Below are 19,545 nucleotides of genomic sequence, written 5' to 3'. Positions count from 1 at the left end.
AACCCGAGGGGACCTATGAGTTGGGCGGAAACCCTGCCGGCGTTTGCGGTCGCCATCCTCGTGGTCTTCGGGCCCGGGCTGGCCTGGGGTGCGGCGCTGGGGTTGCGCCGGTTGACTCTGCTGGCCCTGGCCGGACCGTTCAGTATCACGGCGGTGGTAGTGTCCGCCGAGGTCGCCGCCCTCGCTGGTGTTGATTGGTCGCTGGCACCGGTGCTGGCCGTCACCGTCACGGTTGGCGCCGCGTTGTGGCTGCTGCGCCGCAGCTTCGGGCAACTGATCCACGGCGACGTCGCGAATGCTGAACCGCTGGCCCGTTGGGCGCCGGTCCTCATCGCGTGGGCGGTCGCTGCGGTGCCGGTGGCGGCGTGGATGTTCTGGATGTTCGGCGTGCCGGAGAACATCGCCCAATCCCACGACAACATTTTCCATCTCAACGCCCTGCGCTACATCTCCGAAACCGGCAACTCGTCATCGCTGACCCTGGGCTATCTGGGAAGCCGGGAAGGCACGTTCTATCCGGCCGGCTGGCATGCGATGGTGTCACTGGTCATGGCGACCGCTGGCATTCCACTAACCGCTGCCATCAACGTGGCCAATCTGGTGCTGATCACCGGGATCTGGAGTCTGGGCTGCCTTTTCCTGGTCAGCCGCCTCACCGGGGAGCGAACCATGCCCCTGCTGGTCGCCGCCGTGCTATCCACCGCCTACAGTTCCTTCCCCTATCTGCTGCTGGAGTTCGGGGTGGTCTACCCCTTCATGCTGTCCATCGCGATTCTCCCGGCAGCACTGGGGGTAGTGATCCAGCTCGTGGGGGCGGGCACCGAGGTGCCCCTCAGATGGTTCGGGAGCCTCCTGCTGTTGCTGGGCCTGCTACCCGGCCTGCTCCTGGCCCACCCCTCGTCCCTTCTGAGCCTCCTGGCGCTGGCCGCGCCAGCCATCCTCGCGGTGGCGTACGCCCGGTTCCGGTCCGAACGCGGCCGACGACGACTGGCGGTGGCCGCGGGCACGGTCACGTTCGTGGTGCTCTCTGCGGTCCTGTGGATGACGGTGCGCCCCGCCCGGTCCACCAACTGGGACCAGATGGGCGATGCCGGTGGAGCCATTTCGGAAGTGGTGTTCCACGGACCGCTTGGCCGACCGATAGCTCTCCTGGCCGCGATCCTCACCGCCGTGGGAGCCGCCGTCGTGCTGTATCTGCGCAGCCATCGGTGGGTGATCGTCATGTATCTGGTGGCCGGCACGCTATTCGTCGTCGGCAGCTGGCAGGAAGCACCCACCCTCCGGTGGATCGTCGCGGGGGTCTGGTACAACGACTACTTCCGGATCAGTGCGATGCTCGCCCCGGCGGGGATGCTGGTGGCCAGCATCGGAGGCGTCGCGCTGGCCGGTTCCCTGATGCAGACGGCGCGGCGGGTCCGCTCGACCCGCAGTGCCCCGGAGCCCGTCTGGTTTGTGCCGTTGGTGACCACCGTGCTGGTGGTCATTGGGTTGGCGGTGGCGCCGCTGTTTGCGGTGCAGCGGGCGGTCAGCGAGGCCGCCTACCACTACCGGTATACCGAAGAGTCCCGGTTGCTGACCTCGGATGAGTTGGCGTTGCTGCAGCGCCTACCCGAGCACGTCCCCGCCGACGCGGTGATTGCGGGCCAGCCGCTGACCGGGGCGGCTCTCAACTATGCGTTCGCTGGCCGGAGATCCCTCCTGCCCTTCGGGACCAGCCCGGCTACAGCCGAGGCCAGGCTCATCTTTGACGAGCTGGACACCATGCGGGAAAACCCTGAGGTCTGCGCGGCTGTACGCAGCACCAACACAACCTTTGTCCTGGACTTCGGAACCGACTCGGTCCATGGCGGGGACGCACCGGTGTTCTCCGGCCTCAGGGACCTCTCCCCCAGCGCTGGCTTCGAGCTGGTAGACCGGGAAGGTGATGCAGCCCTGTACAAGATAGTGGGCTGCCCCTAGCGCGTACCCTTGATAGGTGATGCAATCCCCGCTTCCTGTCCGCAACGGTGTCAACGCCACCCGGTTGCGCCTGCCCACTGAGGGCCCGTGGGGTACCGCACTCGACTACATTCTGGACCGGTGGGACCATGTGGATCCCGAGGGCATCGCCGCCCGCTTCGACCGCGGTGAGGTGGTCGCACTGAACGGGGAGCGGCTGACCCGGACCACCCCGCTCGCCGAGCACACCTTCGTCTGGTACTACCGCGAGTTGCCGGTTGAGGAACGCCTGCCCGTGGAGGTGAACATCCTGCACCAGGACGACAACCTGCTGGTGGTGGACAAACCCCATTTCCTTCCCACCACTCCGGGCGGCCGGTACGTGGCCGAGTCGGCGCTGGTGCGGTTGCGCGTTCAGCTGGACCTCCCCGATCTGATCCCCATGCACCGTTTGGACCGGCTGACGGCGGGAATTCTGTTGTTTTCCACCAATCCGGCGACTCGGGGGAACTACCAGCTGCTGTTCGAGAACCGGCTGATCTCCAAGGAGTACGAGGCCGCCGCGCCGGTGGACCCGGCCCTGGACCTGATGGACCATCCGCGGGTGGTGCGCAGCCGGATCGTCAAGAGCCGCACCTATCTGCTGGCGCAGGAGGTGGCCGGTGAACCCAACACTGAAACCCTGGTCAGCCTGGTCGAAGAACGGGACGGGTGCGGACGTTACCGGCTCACCCCGCATACCGGCAAAACCCACCAGCTTAGACTGCACATGGCGGGGCTGGGGCTCGGGATCATCAACGACCCGTTCTACCCGGTACTGCACCCTCAGGCACCCGACGATTACACCAGGCCGCTCCAGTTGCTGGCCAAGAGTATCGGGTTCAATGACCCGCTCAGCGGCACCCCCCGGCGGTTCGACAGCGAGCTACAGCTCCAGAACTTCGCCTAACGCGGTTCCCTGCTCTAGACCGCACCCCGCAGGACCCCTGTAGATTGGGACGGTGGACCTCACCGATCTCGGAGCATGGTCACCGCTGTTCCATCCTCTGACCTTCGTCATCGTGGTGATCGACGTGTTCATTCCAGCTGTGCCCTCCGAATTTTTGGTAATCGCGTCGGGCACCATGGCGTCCGAAGGTGCCCTGCTGCTGCCCGTCGCCCTGTTGACGGCCACCCTGGGCAGCTGGCTGGGCGATATCATCCTGTACCTGCTGTTCCGCAACCGCCTGACCTCATGGTTGGACAAGTTCAAGTGGGGGCGCAGCATCCATCGGAGCATCCGGGGCGCCGTGGAAAAGGCCGGGAAGTCACCGACTTACGCCGGGCTCATTGCCCTCCGGTTCCTTCCTGCTGGCCGTTCTGCGGGCGTCGCGGCGGCAGGCATCGCTAATCTTCCGATCCGCCCCTTCCTCGTGTGCGCCGCCGTCGGGGGCATCCTTTGGGCCTCCTGGCTGGTGATGCTCGGGTATATCACGGACGTCACCACAGGCTTCCCGTTGTGGGTCAGTGCCCTCCTGGGAATGGGTGTAGGTACGCTGGTGGGACTTGTCATTGCCGCATTCCTCGCGCTCAAGCAACGCCGGAAGGTTAAAACCACTAATGAGCACCCCGACCCCGCCCGTTCCCCGACTGCCGAACAAACCGACTAGTTCGCCAGCCGCGGCGCAGGATTCCCGGGAGCCGCACTCCTCCTCGGACGAAACCGGACACGGTCAGGTGTCTCCCGCGTTGGAGCGCCTGCGGGCTGGCCGCCCCAAAATCGGATTAGCCAGCGGGCCGACGGCGGAGCACCCCCCGGGCTCGATCGCTGCCCCTGCACCCGATGCCGGCCCCCGGCCGCCCGCGGGGGAACGACGGAGCGCGTCCCGTGCTGCTGCTCGCCGAGCAGCGCGGGGCAGCAGCACCGTTATTCAGAGTGTCAGGTCGTGGGACCCGGACCTGGTCAGGCGGATCGCAGTCACAATCGTGGTGATTGGATCGACTCTGGGCACCGCCAATGCCGCAGGGGCCCTCGGCGGACCGGATATCCGGGAGGCTTCATTGGGGACATTCGATCCCGCGGCGACGCTGGTCTCACCCGCCTTCCCTGCACCCTATTTGTGGCTGGTGATCGGGGCCGGGTTGCTCGGCTACACCGCGCACCAGTGGCTGCCGTCCCAACGGCGTAGTCCCCGGCACCGGCTGCTTGGCTGGCTGGTCGTGGCTTCGCTGCTCGTCACACTTGCATGGGCGCTCACCCTCCAGCAGGCCAACGCGACGGCGAGCCTGGTGCTGATCTGGCTGCTGGTGGTTCTTCTGCTGGGTGCCCTGCGGTGGCTCAACCGCTACCCGGCGCAGACCAGGACTGAGGCTGCCCTCGTGGACGTCCCGCTCGGGCTGTTCCTCGGCTGGGCTGGGGTCACCGCAGTGGTCCACACCGGAGCGGTGCTGACGGTCCTGGAAGTCGACTGGCTGGGGTGGGGTGCCCAGCGTTGGGCCCTGATCGGAGTCATCCTGCTCATTCTGGCGGCGATGGCCGTATGCATGACGGATCGTGGCCGGATCGCCGTCGCTATGGCTGTGGTCTGGGGAGTGACACTGATAGTGCCCGAGCGGTTGTTCGGCGACCTGCAATCAACCCCCGTGGCCTTCGCAGCCGGGCTGGGTGTCTTCTTCCTGATCATCTCTGCCGGATCGCGGCGGCACCGGGTGGACCATGCCTACCGTCGTGAATTGCGCGCACGACAGATGGCTACAGTCGCTCCCATCGATTTCTACGACGACGGAGAACCCGCAGGATCCCCACTGTAGCCACCCGCTCCACTGCGTGGCGCATGTTCACTGCAGCGCTGATTGCCTGCCGCGCCCCGGTCTCGTAGTCGGTTTCCTCGACCAGGAACCGGAGTGTGATCCGCGGTACTCCGGCCACCACGTCCAGCTGCTTTGCTTCCACCAGGTGGGCCGCCCCCAGAGCGGCCGTAGCGGAATCCATCACCGCCTCCGGTGGATGGCCGGGGAGCAATCCCATGATGTCGAGTTGGGCACGGAACGAGGGCATCCCCCCAGTCTGCCACCGCTGGCCCTCTAGTCGCGGTCCTCGTGTGGGGCGGTCACCAGGTCTTCGGCGGAGCCGATCCCCGACGCGTCGGGAACAAGCGCTGCTTTCCCAGCCGGCGGCGCGTTCGACGATAGTGACAAGCTTCTGATGATCGACGGCGAACCGCACCCCTGCTTTGGGCACGAGCACGACTTCCGGATCAAGTCCCTAGTTCGAGCCTCGGATCGGGTGGCTCAGGGATTTCATTTTGTCGTTGACGATCCACCTAAGCAGGGTGGCGACCCACAGTGACTGCCCGATGTGATTCAGGTACCAGATGGGACAAGTTCAGTCTTCTAGTTGATCGCCGAAAGCCCTGTGATCGCCCGACCGACAATGAGGGTGTTGATTTCATAGGAACCCTCATAGGTGTAGATTGCCTCGGCGTCGGCGAAGATTTTGCCCATCCGGAAGTCGGTGGTGATGCCGTTGCCGCCGAGGATCCCGCGTCCCAGTGCGACAGTTTCCCGCATTCGTGCGGTGGTGTAGGCCTTGGCCAGCGCTGCCTGCGGCATGTCCCCTCCGCCGTCCTCCTGCAGCTGGGCCACCCTCGCCATCATCCCCAGGCTGGCCGTGGTGTTGCCGAGCATCCGCACCAGTTGGTCCTGCACCAATTGGAAACCGCCGATGGGGCGACCGAACTGGTGGCGCTCCACCGCGTATTGGCGGGCGACGTCGAACGCGGCCAGCTGCTGGCCCACCGCCTGCCAGCCGACGAGGATCCGGGAGCCGCGCAGCAGCCGACGGGTATCGGCGAAGGTACTGATACCGGCGAACCGGTCCGCTTCGGGGACCCGCACATTGTCGAGCACGATGTCGGCGTTTTGGACGGTACGCAATGCGATCTTGTTCTCGATCCGGGTGCGGGTTATCCCCGGTAGTGTTGCGTCCAGGATGAAGCCCCTGATGCTTCCGTCGGCGGTGTCTTTGGCCCAGAGCAGCATGTAGTCGCAGAACGTCCCGTTCCCGATCCAGCGTTTGGCTCCGTTGAGGACCCAGGTGTCGCCGTCGCGCGTGGCCGTCGTGGACAGGCCTCCCGCCACGTCCGACCCGTGCAGCGGCTCGGTGAGCGCAAACGCGCCGGTAATCTTCAGATCCATCGCGTCCTGGAGGAGACGGGCCTTCTGATCTTCGGACCCGAACTCGTGCAATGCTTCGACAAACAGGTCGTGGTGCACCATGAAGAACGTGGCCAGGGACGTGTCCGCGCGGGTCATTTCAGCGATGACCATGCCGCCGAAGAGGTAGCTGTACCCCTGTTGGACGGGCGTGCTCAGGTTCAGTGCGGCGAGTTTGGGCAGCACCTCGATGGGAAACTCGGCCCGGTTCCACCACTCCTCCGCCGACGGAGCGACCTCTTTAGCAAGAAAGTCACGGACGTCGTCGAGTTTGGCGCTTTCGGTGGGGCTGAGGAGGGATTCGAAGCCCATAAAATCGGCGGAGGGGAGGGTGCTCTCCATTGAGCTGTTCCTTTCTGGGCTGCGCTGGGCAGCTATTTCGGCGCATCCGGATGGCACCGTCGAGGCGAATCGTTTCGCCGTTGAGCATCTGATTCTGCACGATGTGGGAGACGAGGGCTGCGTACTCGGCGGGCTTGCCGAGCCGGGACGGGTGAGGGACCTGGGCGCCGAGGGAATCCTGCGCCTCCTGGGGCAGCCCCGACATCATTGGGGTCTCGAAAATCCCGGGCGCAATGGTGACCACCCGGATCAGCGACCGGGCCAGTTCACGCGCGATGGGCAGGGTCATCGCGGCGACGGCACCCTTGGAGGCGGCATAGGCTGGCTGGCCGATCTGACCGTCGAACGCTGCGACTGACGCGGTGTTCACAATGACCCCGCGTTCAGCCGAGCCGTCCTCCGGCGTCACGGGATCGGTTGCTGCCATCGCCTCCGCGGACAACCGGATCACGTTGAAGGTGCCGATCAGGTTGATGTTGATGACCTTGGTGAACTGCTCCAGGGGAAGTACCCCGTCACGTCCGAGGACCTTCCCGGGGGTGGCGATCCCCGCGCAGTTGACCACTGTGCGAAGCGGGCCGAGCGCAACAGCAGTATCGACCGCAGCCTGGACCTGTGCTGGATCGGTGACGTCTGCCGGGGCAAACACGGCCCGGTCGCCCAGCGCGGCAGCGAACTCGGCGCCGGCCGACTGGGGCAGGTCCACCAGCACCACGGTGGCGCCTTCGCCGTGCAGTTGCCTGGCAGTGGCCTGTCCCAGGCCGGAGGCTCCTCCGGTGATCAGGGCCACAGTGTGGTTGATGTCCATGAAGTCTCCTCGAGTTGGTGCCATTGGGCGATTTGCCGCCATTTGGTGCTGGGATGGAACCTGATGCCCACTAAACATTACTGTGACGTAGCCCATACTGCATCCGGGGTGGCCGGGAATTGGCAGATTGCTCAATACAGGTACCGCGCTGTCCGGCTAGGGTGGTTTTATGCTCAATTCGCGGGAGGAACACCCGGTCCGTACAGCCGGGTTGCGGGCTCGGGCCGCAGCTGAATCCGTGGGGTCCAGGTTCGGTCATCGGCTGTGGGGTCTGCCGGGCACCCACCTCGGCGCCGTGCGTTTTCCTCCCGGGCGGGGCCTGTCCCCCTGGCACTATTGGTGGCAGGCTCATTACCTTGACGCACTGGTGGATGCGGCCCTGCGCGAATCCGATGAGTGTGCCGCCGAAAAGCAGGCTGTCACGGCACGCCGGCTGCTCCGGAGCATCTACTTACGCAACGGACTGCGCTGGACCAACTCTTATTACGACGATATGGCGTGGCTTGCGCTCGCCGCCGATCGGTTCCGTCAGCTGGGGCGCGGCGGTGGACATCCCGGCTCGCCTCTGATGCGGGCGCTTCGGTCTGCGCACACCCCCGAGCTCGACGGCGGGCTGTACTGGAACACCGACCGTGACTTCAAGAACACCCCGGCCACGGGACCCGCCGCCCTGTTGTTCGCCCGGCGAGGCGATACGGTCCGGGCCCAGGAGCTGGTCGACTGGCTGCAGGGTCGCCTGCAGGATCCCCGCACCGGGTTGTTCCAGGATGGTATCCGGATCGCTGGCGGACGCGAGAGGCTGATACCAACCATCTACACCTATAACCAGGGGCCCGTGCTTGGTGCCCTCCTGGAACTCGGTGGGCCGGATAACCTGTCCAGTGCTGAAGACCTGATCCTCGCCGTCGACAAGCAGCTGACGCACGACGGCGTGCTGTGGACGCATGGTGGGGGCGACGGCGGATTGTTCACCGGAATTCTGGCCCGCTACCTGGCTGTCGCTGCTGCGACCCCCGCCCTGCCGTCCGCGACACGGCGCACCGCCGGAGCACTGGTGACGACGACGGCCGAGACGCTGTGGACCGGACGGACTGTACCTGACGGGACGCCAGCGCCGAAGCGGAAGACGGCGCAGGGGACGACGGCCCGCGGCGGCACCGGCCGCCGTCGTTCTCCTGCGGCGGCGGGTGTGCTGGAATTCCCGGCAGGAACCGGGGCCGACGCTGGCACCCGGGGCTCCGAGCTGTCGACGCAGCTGCAGGCGTGGATGATTCTGGAAGCCGCCTACCGGGTGACCGCGGGCGCGGCACCGAGGCCGAAACGACCGGATAGGCCAGCGCCCGGTGCCTGATACCCACCGTCACCCGGTCCCCGCGGCGCGGCAGATCGGGGGCGGCGACCCGTGCGCGCACGGTGAAGCCGGACGGCAACTCAAGACCGACCAGGGCATCGTGGCCCGCGTAGGACACTGCGGTGACTGTCGCATCCGTCCCGCCAGCCGTCACATCCAACCATTCCGGGCGGAGCATGACGCACACCGGTGAACCGTCTACCGGTTCGCTGCCGTCGGCCATCTCGGCCTCCACCAGCCCCAGAGCACACTGCACCCGGCCGCCGGCCCACAAACCATCCATTTCCACGGTGTCCCCGACGAAGGCTGCCACCCAGCGGCTGATCGGGCGCTCATACACTTCGTGGGGCGTGCCCCACTGGAGGATCCGGCCCTCCCGCATCACCGCAACATAGTCGGCCAGGGACAACGCCTCCTCCTGGTCGTGGGTGACGAGCAGGCTGGTGTTGCTTTGGCCTCGCAACAGGTCCGCGACCTCCCGGCGAAGGGTTGACCGGAGTTGGGGGTCCAGGGCAGCGAACGGCTCATCGAGGAGCACCAGATCGGGCCGTGGTGCGAGGGACCGGGCGAGTGCCACCCGTTGCGCCTGGCCGCCGGAAAGCTGGGATGGTGCCCGGTCGATCAGTTCGCCGAGGCCCACCATCGCGGCGAGGTCCGCGATCCGCCCGGACCTGCCAGCGCTCCGCTTCAGCCCGAAACCGATGTTCTCGCCGACCGTCAGGTGAGGGAAGAGTGAGGCGTCCTGCGGGACCCAGCCGACACCCCGCTTCTCGGGTGCCCGTTGGACCGTAGGAGAAGAGAGGAGATTCTCGCCCACCCGGATGGTTCCACCCGCCGCCGGGAGCAATCCGGCGATGGCTCGCAGCAGGGTGGTTTTGCCACAACCGCTCGGGCCCAGGACAGCGGTGAGCGATCCCCTCGGGATCTCCAGGTGCACGCCGTCGAGCACCGTCGTGCCCCCGTAGGCAACGCTCAGCCCATCAATGACTACCCAGCTCACAAGTCCTCCTTCGCTACGCCCCGGAATCCAGAAAGCACCACCGCCGGGACGGCGGCGAGCAGCACCAGGGTGGCCGCGTAGGGTGCGGCAGCCCCATACTCGAACACTGTGGTCCTGGACCACAGTTCTGTCGCGAGGGTGGCGGTGCCGGTGGGGCGCAACAGCAGCGTCGCAGGCAATTCTTTCATGACCGAGATGGCTACCAGCAGCGCGCTAACTCCGATACCGGGCAGCGCCAGCCGCGCGGTCACCCGCCACCAGGTCTGCAGCGGGGACAACCCCAGCATTCGGGACACGTCAACCAGGTTTTCCGGCACCGCGGCTATCCCGTTGCGCATGGTGCCGATAGCCTTCGGCATGAACAGGACGGCGTACCCGAAGATCAGCACCACTACGGTTTGGTACAGGATTGGGACCGCCCCAAGCGCGAAAAACACCAGCGACAGACCCACCACAATGCCGGGGAGCGCGTGCCCCAGGAACCCGACCGCCTCGACTGCCGCGATCAGGCGCCCACGATAGCGTGCGGCCAGGACCGCGATGGGGAGGGCCAACAACACTGCTGCGACGGCCCCGGCTGCGGCGAGTCCCAGCGTGGCCCCAATCGCCTCAATCAGGCGGCTGACGTCCATCTCGCGTAACGTCGCAGCGTCCAGCAGGCGGCTGGTGAGTCCTCCGACGGGCACGACGACGGCGACCACTGGGGCGGCCAGTACCAGGGCCAGCGCCCCGGCGAGCCAGCGCCGGGGCGCGACCAGCGGCACCCTGCCGCGGCCTGCCCCCTGGCTGACCCGGCCACGGAACCGTTTCTCCCCCGCCACCACCGTCAGCGCCAGGACAACGAGCATGAGCGCGAGCAGCGCCGCCTGGTTGCGGTCGAAGCTTGCGCCGTAGGCCGAATTGATGCCCCAGGTGAGGGTCTGGTACCGCAACATGGACACCAGCCCGAAGTCCGAGAGTGTGTACAGGGCAACGAGGAGGGCGCCCGCGGCGGCCGCAGGCCTGACCCTCGGCCAGGTCGCGGCTTTGAACGCTCCCCAGGGACCGCGGCCCAACGTGCGGGCCACCGCCTCGAGATCGCCCGAGGCGCCTCGGAGCGCTGCGGCAACCGGCAAGGTGACATAGGGCGTGCAGACGGCCGTCATGATCAGCCAACTCGCAAAGAATCCGTCGAGGGTCGGCAACCAGACCAGCCAGCCGTAGGCAGCGAGGTAGGAGGGGACGGCGAGCGGCAAAGCTGAGATCAGGAGCATGGCGCGGGGTGCGGGGATTCTGACCCGGGTCAACACCCACGCCGATGCGGTACCCAACACCAGGCATGCGATGGTCACCGATGCCGCCAGCAGGACCGAGTTCAGCGCAAGCTGCAGGACCCTGGCCCGCAGGAGCGTGTCGACGAGTTCGGTGAACCCGGCGTCGGTGGTGCGTGCGACGAGGTAGACCAACGGGATCGCTGCCGTGGTGGCAGCCAGCATGGCCAGAAGCAGCAGCCAGGCGGGAGGCTTGACCCAGGGGGCACGGCCGGTGCCGGGCGCACGAACTGAACGCGCCGGCGTGCTGCTGGCGCGTCCAGTTCGGACGAGGGTCATTCGAGGGTCACCGGCTCCTACCTAGATCAGATCAGCCCATGCTTGCTGAGCAGTTCCTGGGTCTGTTCCAGGGATTCCAGATCCGAGAGGTCCAGGTCCGGGTTGACCAGCGAATCCAACGCTGGCAATCCCTCGGGTGCGTCAATACCGTCCGCGAGCGGGTACTCGAACGTTTCATCGACGAAGTACTGCTGCGCTTCAGCCGAGACCAGGAATTCGACGAACTTGAGGGCGTCGGCGTCCTGCGCGGCGTTGGACAGGATGCCCGCACCGGTGACGTTCACGATGGAGCCTGGGTCTCCGGCTTCGGGGTAGGACAGCTGGGCGCGCATGTTTTCCTCGCCGGCCTCGGCTGCCTGGCGGAACCAGTAGTAGTGGTTGATCAAACCGGTTTCGACAACTCCCTCGTTCACAGCGGTCAGGACAGCCCCGTTGTTCTCGAAGATCTGTGGGTCGTTGGCCGCGAGCGCCGATACCCATTCATCGGCTGCCTCTTCACCGTTCAGCACCCGGTAGGCCGTGACGAAGGCCTGGAAGCTGGCGTTCGATGGGGCTACCCCCACCCGACCGGACCATTCGGGTTCGGTCAGGTCATCCACGGAGACTGGGACTTCCTCAGCCGTCAGCTCCTCGCCGTCGTACACGATGACGCGGGCCCGGCCCGTGACACCCACCCAGCTGTCATCCGTGGAGGTGAATCCGTCGGGAACGGTGGCCGCGAGGTCCTCCGGGAGGGTACTGAACAACCCGGCGCTGCTGAGAGCGCCGAGCGCCCCCGCATCCTGGGAAAGGAAGACCTGGGCCGGCGTCTGCTCGCCTTCTTCCAGGAGGAGTGCACCGAGTTCAGCGGTGTTCCCGTAACGCACGTCCACCTCAACGCCCGTGGATTCTTCGAACATGTCGATCAGTGGCTGGACCAGTGCTTCGTCGCGGCCGGAGTAGAGGGTGAACGCATTGTCGCTCTCCAACTCGGCGGCTGGTGCTGGATCCGTTTGATCGGAGCCTGATTCGGTCGTCGCCCCACAGCCCACGAGGGCGAGGATGGTGGCGCCAGCGGCTAGGGCAGCAAATCTGTTGGTCATGAGTGTGATGTCTCCGAAGATGTTCCAGTGTTGAAGTGTTGGTAAGGATTACCTTACACGGGAATTTTTCGAATTAGTCACAGAAGTGTGCCCTAATTAGTTTTGTGACGGCTCAGGGTAGCTTCCGCTGTGGATACAAAGTCTCGTGTCGAGCGAGCATTGCCACGAACTTGGCGATGTTCCGTTCCCTGGCGGCCTCGGTTTTCAGCTGGGTCAGACGGAAGATCAGGGCGTACCTGTTTTGTGAGGTCAGGACATCGAACATGGCCTGTGCTTCCGGTTCGGCGGCAATGGCCGCGGCTAGGTCGTCCGGAACCTCAGCAGTGGCCGGCCCAGCGTAGGCCCGCTCCCATCGACCATCGGCTTTCGCGGCGTCGACGGCGGCCTGCCCTGCCGGCATCATTCGGCCTTCAGCCGTGAGGCGTTCAATGAAGCCAATGTTGCGTACCGACCAGATGCTGCGCGGGCCGCGCGGGGTAAACCGCTGGAAGCTACTCCCCTCGTCCCGTCGTCGGGCCTGGCCATCGATCCAGCCCACGCACAGTGCCTCATCCAACGCCGCGGCGTAGGTCAGCCCGGTGACGGAGCCGCCCTTCTTGTGCAGGATCAGCCAGACTCCCGGGGAGACGGAGTGATTGGCGCCAAGCCATTCCTTCCACGCCGACGCATCGGGAACCAACAGTTCGGGCAGTTCAGCCTTCATGGGGTTACTGTAAACCTTCATGCTCGGCTGAGCTTCCCGACCCCCAGAATCCGTTGAGGCCCCACATGCTGCGCGTTCGCCCCACCCTGATCACCACCGACCCCCAGCTGCTGGGAGACCTGCTTCCGGCCCTGGGAATGGTCCAGCAGCAGGGGACTGCTTTCTTCGACGCGGGCGGTGGCCGGATCGCGCTCCAGCCGGGCACCGCCGAACTGACGCTATTGGGCTTCGAGGCGGGAGTTCTCGAAGAGTTTGCCCGCCGCACCGCCGAGAGCGGAACAGCAGCGGAAGTGATCAGGGATGCGGCTGGCATGACGGCTGTCCGGGTCGAGGCGCCGGGACAAACCATCCCCGTCGATCAGGGCGATCGGCTCCTGGACCCCGACGTGGATCACGCCTTGACCGTTGTCTGCATCTGGTCGACCCCCGACCCGCAGAGGGCAGCCAGGATGCTCAGAGACATTGGGGCACGCCCCCACGGCCCGGCGGCCGAAGCAACGGATTTCACCGCCAAGAACGGCGGGCGGGTGGTCGTACGGACCGGCGGACACCAGTACTTCCAGGTGGGTTTTGACTATGCGGGCGACGTCGCGGACCTCCGGCTCCGGGTGCAGCACGCCGGCTTCTCCGCCGAAATGTCAGGGACGGGCAGGAACCGCATCCTGACCGTGCCTGTCTCAGCGCACCGGTCATTCACCATCAGTGAGCGGCCGGAAGGCTGAGCTGACGGCGGGCGGCCACCCCCGGCGATCGCTGCCCGGCCGCCCCCGCCCGGCGGTCACCGCATCAGGGGTGTGCTGCGGTCTGGCAATTCAGCCAATGGCCGAAGTGCAGCGCGCCGCCCGCCGTCGACGGCTTGTCTGCGATAAAACAAGGTATGAACGTTCGCACCCCAGACCCCAATCCCGGGTGGCTTTCAGAGGATGACCTCTACGAAGCCCGCCGCCGCCTCCCCATGGTCTATGTGGAGGCCATCCCGGTGCGGTGCGACTCGCTCGGTTATGTCACTGAGGTGGGTTTGCTGTTGCAGGCCAACGATCAGGGTGAAATGGTCAGGACGTTCGTCTCTGGTCGGGTGATGTATCGGGAAACTATCCGCGCCGCGCTGGTGCGGCATCTGGAGAAGGATCTGGGGCCGTTCGCCCTGCCGCAGTTGCCGCCCTGCCCGACGCCCTTCACCGTCGCGGAGTATTTCCCTTCACCGTCGGAAACCGGCATGACCGATGACCGCCAGCACGCCGTCGCCCTCGCCTACCTGATTCCTGTCACCGGTGAATGCCAGCCGCGCCAGGATGCGCTGGAGCTTTCCTGGATGACCCCCGATGAGGCATTAAGCGATGGTGTTCAGGCAGAGTTCTCCGGCGGGCGCGGCGGACTGCTCCGTCAGGCGTTGGCCTACGCCGGCTGGGGACGCTAACCAGTGACCGGCAACCGGAAACCCACGCGTGTCCGACGGGTTGGCGCCGAAGCTGTCACCGCCGGTCACCACATCATTGGACCGGCGGGCGCGGACCCCGCAGAGGTGGTGGAAACCGACATTGAGACGGACGATTTCGGGACTCCCGCCGTCGTCGTCGCAACCCTGGAGTCCGGCGACACCCTGCGGATCGCGGCCGGGTCGCAGGTCCAGATCACCGTCGACGACGGCGCACCGGTGGTAGGTGCCATCCCCGCCCAGGATGGGACCCCAGAGGCTGTCATCGCCCACGCCGTGTCGGTGCATCCCGAAAGCGCCCAGTTGCAGGGTCTTGCTGACCGGCTCACCAAGGGCGTGAACTTCAAGTCGGGAAGCAACCTGCAGGATGTGCACGATCTCGCGGTGAGCCTTCTGGTTGACTTCGCCGACGCCGCAAACGCGCTCCGGGTCTGCGACCTGTTGACCCCGCTACCCTTCGACGGTAATTTCGGGCGGTGGAAGTGGATTGAGGGAGCGTTGGCGCTGGCCTCCTACCTCGCCTACGACGACGGCGACGTCGCCCGCTCGGAGGCCTATTCGGCGTCTCTCCGTACCGCCGACGACGCCGAGACGGACCCTTTGAAAGCCAAGCTCGCTGCTGCGGTCCGGCAGCGCCAACTGAACGCTCCCAACCTTTACGACCCGGAGATCAGCCGCGCAGCAGCCGCGGGGGATGCCGCCGTCGAAAGGGCTTGGCGCGTGGTGCGGCTGTCGTCTCTGTTGTACCTGCGATCCCACGGCGGATCCGAGACGCTGACCGCTGATGAACTGACCCGGCGGATCCACAACGAATTGGTGGCGATCCGCGCCCTGTAGGGCTCTGGAGTGAAACCTGCTGCGGGAGTAGAGTGTCGCCATGAATCACTCATCGGCCCCCTCCGGCACCAGCAGCGCTGTCGGGAAAGATGGGGTAAATCCTCTCAGCGTCCACATTAACGCCGACGCCCGCCAGGTCTGGGTGATGCTCCGCGAGCCAGCCAAGGTCGCCCAGTGGCACGGCTGGGACTACGACGGGCTGGCTGAGGAGATCCGCCTCATCTTCTTCTCGCCGGGGGTAACTGAAGGCCAGGACCACCGTTCCCTGACCCTCGAGGACGGAGACACGTTCCTGTTGGAGCCGGGCCCGGATGGAACGGTCGTCACGGTGGAACGTGGGTTACCCGAACCGGAGTCGGAGATGGCCGACTGGTATGCGGACATCACCGAGGGATGGATCTCGTTTCTCCAGCAACTGCGGTTCGCGCTGGAGCGGCATCCCAACACCGACCGGCACACAGCGTTTTTCGCGGGCACCCCCTCCGACGGACAAGCCATCGCTGACCGGCTGGGAGCCGGATCGGTGGGCGAACCCGGTGACCCCTATTCCCTCACCCTGCCGGGTGGGCAGGAGATCACCGGCCGGGTGTGGTTCCGCACCGAACACCAGCTGGGGCTGACTGTGGCCCAGTACGCCGAGCACGGCGACGGACTGCTCATCCTCGCCGAACAGCCTGTGACTGAAGGGGTCCGCGACGAGCCGTCGTCGCTGGTCATCGCCTCGACCTACGCGCTCGGCGCCAAGGCGCTGCATAGCGTATGGGACGGATGGGAAGCGGTGCGCCGTGACCACTACCCCGATGCTGACCCGCTCGTCACTTCAGCCCTGGGGCGGACCGGAAAGCCGTCCACGTAATTGCTGGCAAAATGGGTTGGTGCCAACCGATACCCAGCAATCCACTTTCACCTTCACCGTCAACGAGCGGTTGAGCGACCCGACAGGTAAACCGTTGCACGGGCGCACCGGGACCATCAGCACCCCTCACGGCGAAATCCGCACCCCGGCCTTCATCGCCGTCGGCACCAAAGCCTCGGTCAAGGCAGTGCTTCCCGAGTCGATGCAGGAGTTGGGGGCGCAGGCACTCCTCGCGAACGCCTACCACCTGTATTTGCAGCCCGGTCCTGAGATCCTCGACGCGGCTGGCGGGCTGGGCCGCTTCATGAACTGGGATGGGCCAACCTTCACCGATTCGGGCGGCTTCCAGGTGATGAGCCTGGGATCCGGATTCAAGAAGGTCATCACCATGAACGTCGCCGACGCCGAGGGGGGCGGCTCCGACCACCGGGTGGCCGCCGGCAAGGAGCGGCTCGCCCACATTGACGACGACGGCGTGTGGTTCAAATCGCACCTCAACGGAGACCGGCACCGTTTCACCCCGGAGATTTCGATGCAGGTCCAGCATCAGCTCGGCGCCGACATCATGTTCGCGTTCGACGAACTCACCACGCTGATGAACTCCCGCACGTACCAGGAAGAGTCGCTGGAGCGCACCCGGTTATGGGCGGAGCGCTGCATCGCCGAACATGACCGGCTGACCGAGGAACGGGCGGGAAAGCCCTACCAGGCGCTGTTCGGCGTCATTCAGGGCGCCCAGTACGAGGATCTTCGACGCAAGGCTTCCCGGGACCTTGGCGGCATGGGCTTCGACGGGTTCGGGATCGGCGGGGCGCTGGAAAAAGAGAACCTTGGGACCATTCTGGGCTGGTGCGCTGATGAGCTGCCGGAGAACAAGCCCCGGCACTTGTTGGGGATCTCGGAACCAGACGATCTGTTCACCGGCATCGAGAACGGCGCCGACACCTTCGACTGCGTCTCCCCCACCCGGGTAGCCCGCAACTCAGCCTTCTACACCCCCGATGGGCGGTGGAATCTGTCCAACGCCCGGTTCAGGAAGGACTTCACACCGCTGGTGGACGGCTGCGACTGCTACACCTGCACCAACTACACCCGGGCCTACATCCACCACCTGTACAAGGCGAAGGAAATGGTCTCGGCCACCCTCATCTCCATCCACAATGAGCGGTTCATTGTGAAACTGGTCGACGCGCCCGCGACGCAATCGGCGACGGCACCTTCTTCGACTTCAAGGCTGAGGTGCTTGGCCGCTACTACGCCTAGCCCCTCCCCGGCCCCGCCCGCGCATCCTCCCGCGCATCTTCCCGCGCATCTTCCCGCGCAAAAGAGTGGCTGCCCCGCGCCCGCGGCCCACAAAAGTGGCTGACCCGCACGTTAGTGGTTGCCCAGCAGCGACCCTGCACGTGCGCCACTTTTCCGGGTGCGGCAGGGCGTCACGCCTGCGTCCCCCGCGGCCCGACTCCTCCTCCACAGCCATCAACCGCGCCGAGTTGTCCACATAACGGCGTCGACCCACCCCATCGAGTTTGGATCGGCGCATGCTGGCTGCATGAACATCGAGTGCCCGCCCTGGCTAAAGGCCTCCACGAGTCCGTGGACCACTGAGGAACTCGCCGAGCGAAACGTCAGCGATCGGCAGATTGCCCGGTTCGTCCAGGCGGAGATCTGGTCCGGTTGCGACGCGGCTGTTACCTTTCCGGCCAGCTCTGGCAGCAACAGTCGCTTGAGACCCGGGCCCTGCAACGCATCTACGCTCATCATCACGCGCTGCTGCCCACAACACGGAGGGGGATGGTGTACAGCCATACCTCGGCTGCCCGCATCCATGGCCTACACCTGTGGAAGGTTGATGACCTGGTCCACCTCACCCAGGGGTTTCCGACCAGCCCACACGGGCATGGTCCGGACGTCCGGGCCCATTACTCGTCACTGTCACCCCAGGACGTTTCCTCCGGGAAGGGCCTGCGAATCACAGCCCTGGAGCGCACCGTGGTGGACTGTGCCCGAATACTTTCCTACCGCCAGTCGCTCATCATCGCCGATCACGCACTGCAACTCGGCGGAAACCAGTCCCTGATGCAGGACATCGCCTTGCAGCTCTCCGGCCACAAGGGCATCGCCAACGCTCGGGCGATCACCGCCAGAGCCAGCGCTTTGGCAGAGTCCCCGGGCGAGACCTTGACCAGACATTTTCTCCGCCGGATGGGGCTGCCGATGCCGGAGGAACAGGTCTCTGTCCGGACCAGGCACGGCGATCACCGGCTCGACTTTGCCTGGCGGGAGCTTCTGTTGGCCCTTGAGTTCGACGGCAGGATCAAGTATTTCGACTTCTCCCCGACGCAGGAGGTGCTGTTCGAGGAGCGCCGCGGGAAAAGGCCTTGATGGAGGACGGCTGGCAGTTCATCCGCATCGAATGGGCGGACCTCTTCCGTGAGGCAGAGCTTAAGGCACGCATCCTGGTGGCTCTGCACCGCGCGAGCTCATTGCACCGGAAAAGTGCGTGACCTGCAGACGGGTGGCCGCCCCACCACTCGTCTGCGGCTCCGGCACTTTTCCGGGTGAGCGTGAGACCGGGACCGTTAGGACGCGGCGTAACTCGGTTCGCGCTTTTTGATGGCCTTGATGACCAGCGTCGTGACCGGCACGAACAGCACCTCGATCAGGGTTTTGTACAGAAAGCCGAAGAGCAGGTAATTGAGGAACCCGCTGAAGGTGGTGATACCAATAACCGACGCAGCAATGGCACAAAAAATCAGGGTGTCAGCGAACTCGCCGACCACTGTCGAGCCGAGCAGCCGGCCCACTAGACCGCGCTCGCCGAAGCGCCCCTTCATTTTGACCAGGACCCAGGCGTTGAGGGTCTGACCGACGGCGAAGGCCAGGAGGGAGGCAAGCACAATTAAGGGAACCGGTCCGAGCGCTCCTTCCAGGGCAGCCTGCTTCGAGGTGCCGAAGTCGTCGTCGAACCCGGGCAGGGCGATGATGACCAGGTAGCAGAGCGAGGCGAACGCCGACAATACAAAGGTCACGATGATCGCCAGCCGGGCGGCTTTGAAACCGTACACCTCGCTGATGACGTCGCCGAGGATGTAGGCCAGCGGGAAAAGGAAGAATCCGCCGTCGGTGATGATGCTGAAGTCACCAATAATCGGACCGATCAGCACACCCTTGGAGGCCCCGATATTGGACAGCAGCACGACGACGGCGAGGGTCGCCAGCATGATCGCGAAGTAGGTACTGCCCGAGGAGGCGAATTTGGCGCGGGTTTTTTCCTGCAGTTGAGTCAACGTCATCTCATTCATCGAAGTGGTTCGCGGACACGATTGGGTCCGCTGTATTAGCACTGATGCCCGGCTGCCCCCGGGCAGTCCAATTCTGCCACGCCCGCGGTGCGCCCTGAACTGGCCGCC

General features: G+C 65.5%; 16 protein-coding genes and 3 pseudogenes. 11 read left to right on the top strand and 8 right to left on the bottom strand.

Annotated features, from left to right (window positions below):
• Positions 1 to 15: 15 nt before the first annotated feature.
• From DDA93_RS07100 to DDA93_RS07085, 4 genes are read left to right on the top strand one after another with little or no spacing between them, the layout of a single operon-like run.
• Entirely contained in the window at positions 16 to 1,959 is a 1,944-nt protein-coding gene (locus tag DDA93_RS07100; protein WP_024476783.1) for a DUF6541 family protein, read from the top strand.
• Positions 1,960 to 1,978: 19 nt separating this feature from the next.
• Positions 1,979 to 2,887 carry an RluA family pseudouridine synthase gene (locus DDA93_RS07095; RefSeq protein WP_024476784.1) on the top strand — a complete coding sequence of 303 codons (909 nt, stop codon included), beginning with the start codon at positions 1,979 to 1,981 and terminating at the stop codon, positions 2,885 to 2,887.
• 52 nt (positions 2,888 to 2,939) lie between these two features.
• Positions 2,940 to 3,587 (top strand): VTT domain-containing protein, encoded by a 648-nt coding sequence (locus DDA93_RS07090; RefSeq protein WP_019482321.1) that lies wholly within the window; start codon positions 2,940 to 2,942, stop codon positions 3,585 to 3,587.
• Positions 3,538 to 4,728, top strand: coding sequence for a hypothetical protein (locus tag DDA93_RS07085; RefSeq protein ID WP_024476785.1), 1,191 nt, complete (start codon positions 3,538 to 3,540; stop codon positions 4,726 to 4,728). The genes DDA93_RS07090 and DDA93_RS07085 overlap by 50 nt, the downstream gene beginning before the upstream one ends.
• Here the strand turns inward: DDA93_RS07085 and DDA93_RS07080 are convergent.
• The 3 genes and pseudogenes from DDA93_RS07080 to DDA93_RS07070 all read right to left on the bottom strand — a co-directional run.
• Positions 4,670 to 4,975 (bottom strand): hypothetical protein, encoded by a 306-nt coding sequence (locus DDA93_RS07080; RefSeq protein ID WP_083850855.1) that lies wholly within the window; start codon positions 4,973 to 4,975, stop codon positions 4,670 to 4,672. The two genes, DDA93_RS07085 and DDA93_RS07080, sit on opposite strands and share 59 nt — an antisense overlap.
• Positions 4,976 to 5,310: 335 nt before the next feature.
• Positions 5,311 to 6,474: an acyl-CoA dehydrogenase family protein gene (locus tag DDA93_RS07075; protein ID WP_116778373.1), complete on the bottom strand. Its 1,164-nt coding sequence runs from the start codon at positions 6,472 to 6,474 to the stop codon at positions 5,311 to 5,313.
• A 43-nt stretch (positions 6,475 to 6,517) separates the two neighbouring features.
• Positions 6,518 to 7,282 (bottom strand): annotated as a pseudogene (locus tag DDA93_RS07070) (3-hydroxyacyl-CoA dehydrogenase); the annotation flags it as partial.
• Positions 7,283 to 7,451: 169 nt separating this feature from the next.
• Here DDA93_RS07070 and DDA93_RS07065 point away from each other — a divergent pair.
• A pseudogene (locus DDA93_RS07065) lies at positions 7,452 to 8,306 on the top strand (glycoside hydrolase family 76 protein); the annotation flags it as partial.
• On the opposite strand, the gene DDA93_RS07060 reads toward DDA93_RS07065, so the two are convergent.
• From DDA93_RS07060 to DDA93_RS07045, 4 genes are all read right to left on the bottom strand, one after another.
• On the bottom strand, positions 8,251 to 9,570 hold the full coding sequence (locus DDA93_RS07060; protein ID WP_347693197.1) for an ABC transporter ATP-binding protein: 1,320 nt from the start codon (positions 9,568 to 9,570) through the stop codon (positions 8,251 to 8,253). The pseudogene DDA93_RS07065 and the gene DDA93_RS07060 sit on opposite strands and share 56 nt — an antisense overlap.
• Before the next feature lie 59 nt (positions 9,571 to 9,629).
• Complete coding sequence (locus DDA93_RS07055) at positions 9,630 to 11,222, bottom strand: iron ABC transporter permease (protein WP_207771318.1); 1,593 nt, start codon at positions 11,220 to 11,222, stop codon at positions 9,630 to 9,632.
• 26 nt (positions 11,223 to 11,248) lie between these two features.
• Positions 11,249 to 12,304 carry an iron ABC transporter substrate-binding protein gene (locus DDA93_RS07050; RefSeq protein WP_024475952.1) on the bottom strand — a complete coding sequence of 352 codons (1,056 nt, stop codon included), beginning with the start codon at positions 12,302 to 12,304 and terminating at the stop codon, positions 11,249 to 11,251.
• 112 nt (positions 12,305 to 12,416) lie between these two features.
• A complete protein-coding gene (locus tag DDA93_RS07045; RefSeq protein WP_024475951.1) occupies positions 12,417 to 13,007 on the bottom strand; it encodes a YdeI/OmpD-associated family protein in 591 nt (196 codons plus the stop codon).
• Between the two features lie 65 nt (positions 13,008 to 13,072).
• Between DDA93_RS07045 and DDA93_RS07040 the strand changes: the two genes are divergently transcribed.
• From DDA93_RS07040 to DDA93_RS16740, 6 genes and pseudogenes are all read left to right on the top strand, one after another.
• Positions 13,073 to 13,729 (top strand): hypothetical protein, encoded by a 657-nt coding sequence (locus DDA93_RS07040; RefSeq protein WP_024475950.1) that lies wholly within the window; start codon positions 13,073 to 13,075, stop codon positions 13,727 to 13,729.
• Between the two features lie 155 nt (positions 13,730 to 13,884).
• A complete protein-coding gene (locus tag DDA93_RS07035) occupies positions 13,885 to 14,424 on the top strand; it encodes an NUDIX hydrolase family protein (protein WP_019482310.1) in 540 nt (179 codons plus the stop codon).
• A 3-nt stretch (positions 14,425 to 14,427) separates the two neighbouring features.
• On the top strand, positions 14,428 to 15,279 hold the full coding sequence (locus DDA93_RS07030) for a DUF6707 family protein (RefSeq protein WP_024475949.1): 852 nt from the start codon (positions 14,428 to 14,430) through the stop codon (positions 15,277 to 15,279).
• A 40-nt stretch (positions 15,280 to 15,319) separates the two neighbouring features.
• Positions 15,320 to 16,135 (top strand): hypothetical protein, encoded by an 816-nt coding sequence (locus DDA93_RS07025; RefSeq protein WP_019482308.1) that lies wholly within the window; start codon positions 15,320 to 15,322, stop codon positions 16,133 to 16,135.
• A gap of 19 nt (positions 16,136 to 16,154) precedes the next feature.
• Positions 16,155 to 17,398 (top strand): annotated as a pseudogene (gene tgt, locus DDA93_RS07020) (tRNA guanosine(34) transglycosylase Tgt).
• 528 nt (positions 17,399 to 17,926) lie between these two features.
• A complete protein-coding gene (locus tag DDA93_RS16740) occupies positions 17,927 to 18,517 on the top strand; it encodes a hypothetical protein (protein ID WP_237742083.1) in 591 nt (196 codons plus the stop codon).
• 197 nt (positions 18,518 to 18,714) lie between these two features.
• Here the strand turns inward: DDA93_RS16740 and DDA93_RS07010 are convergent, their stop codons facing one another.
• Positions 18,715 to 19,428: a queuosine precursor transporter gene (locus DDA93_RS07010; RefSeq protein ID WP_024475947.1), complete on the bottom strand. Its 714-nt coding sequence runs from the start codon at positions 19,426 to 19,428 to the stop codon at positions 18,715 to 18,717.
• Positions 19,429 to 19,545 lie beyond the last annotated feature (117 nt).

This window comes from Arthrobacter sp. Bz4 (assembly GCF_003075455.1).
GTDB lineage: Bacteria > Actinomycetota > Actinomycetes > Actinomycetales > Micrococcaceae > Arthrobacter_D.
The sequence above is the reverse complement of the archived record's forward strand: the minus strand, read 5'-3'. Positions and strand labels throughout refer to the sequence as shown.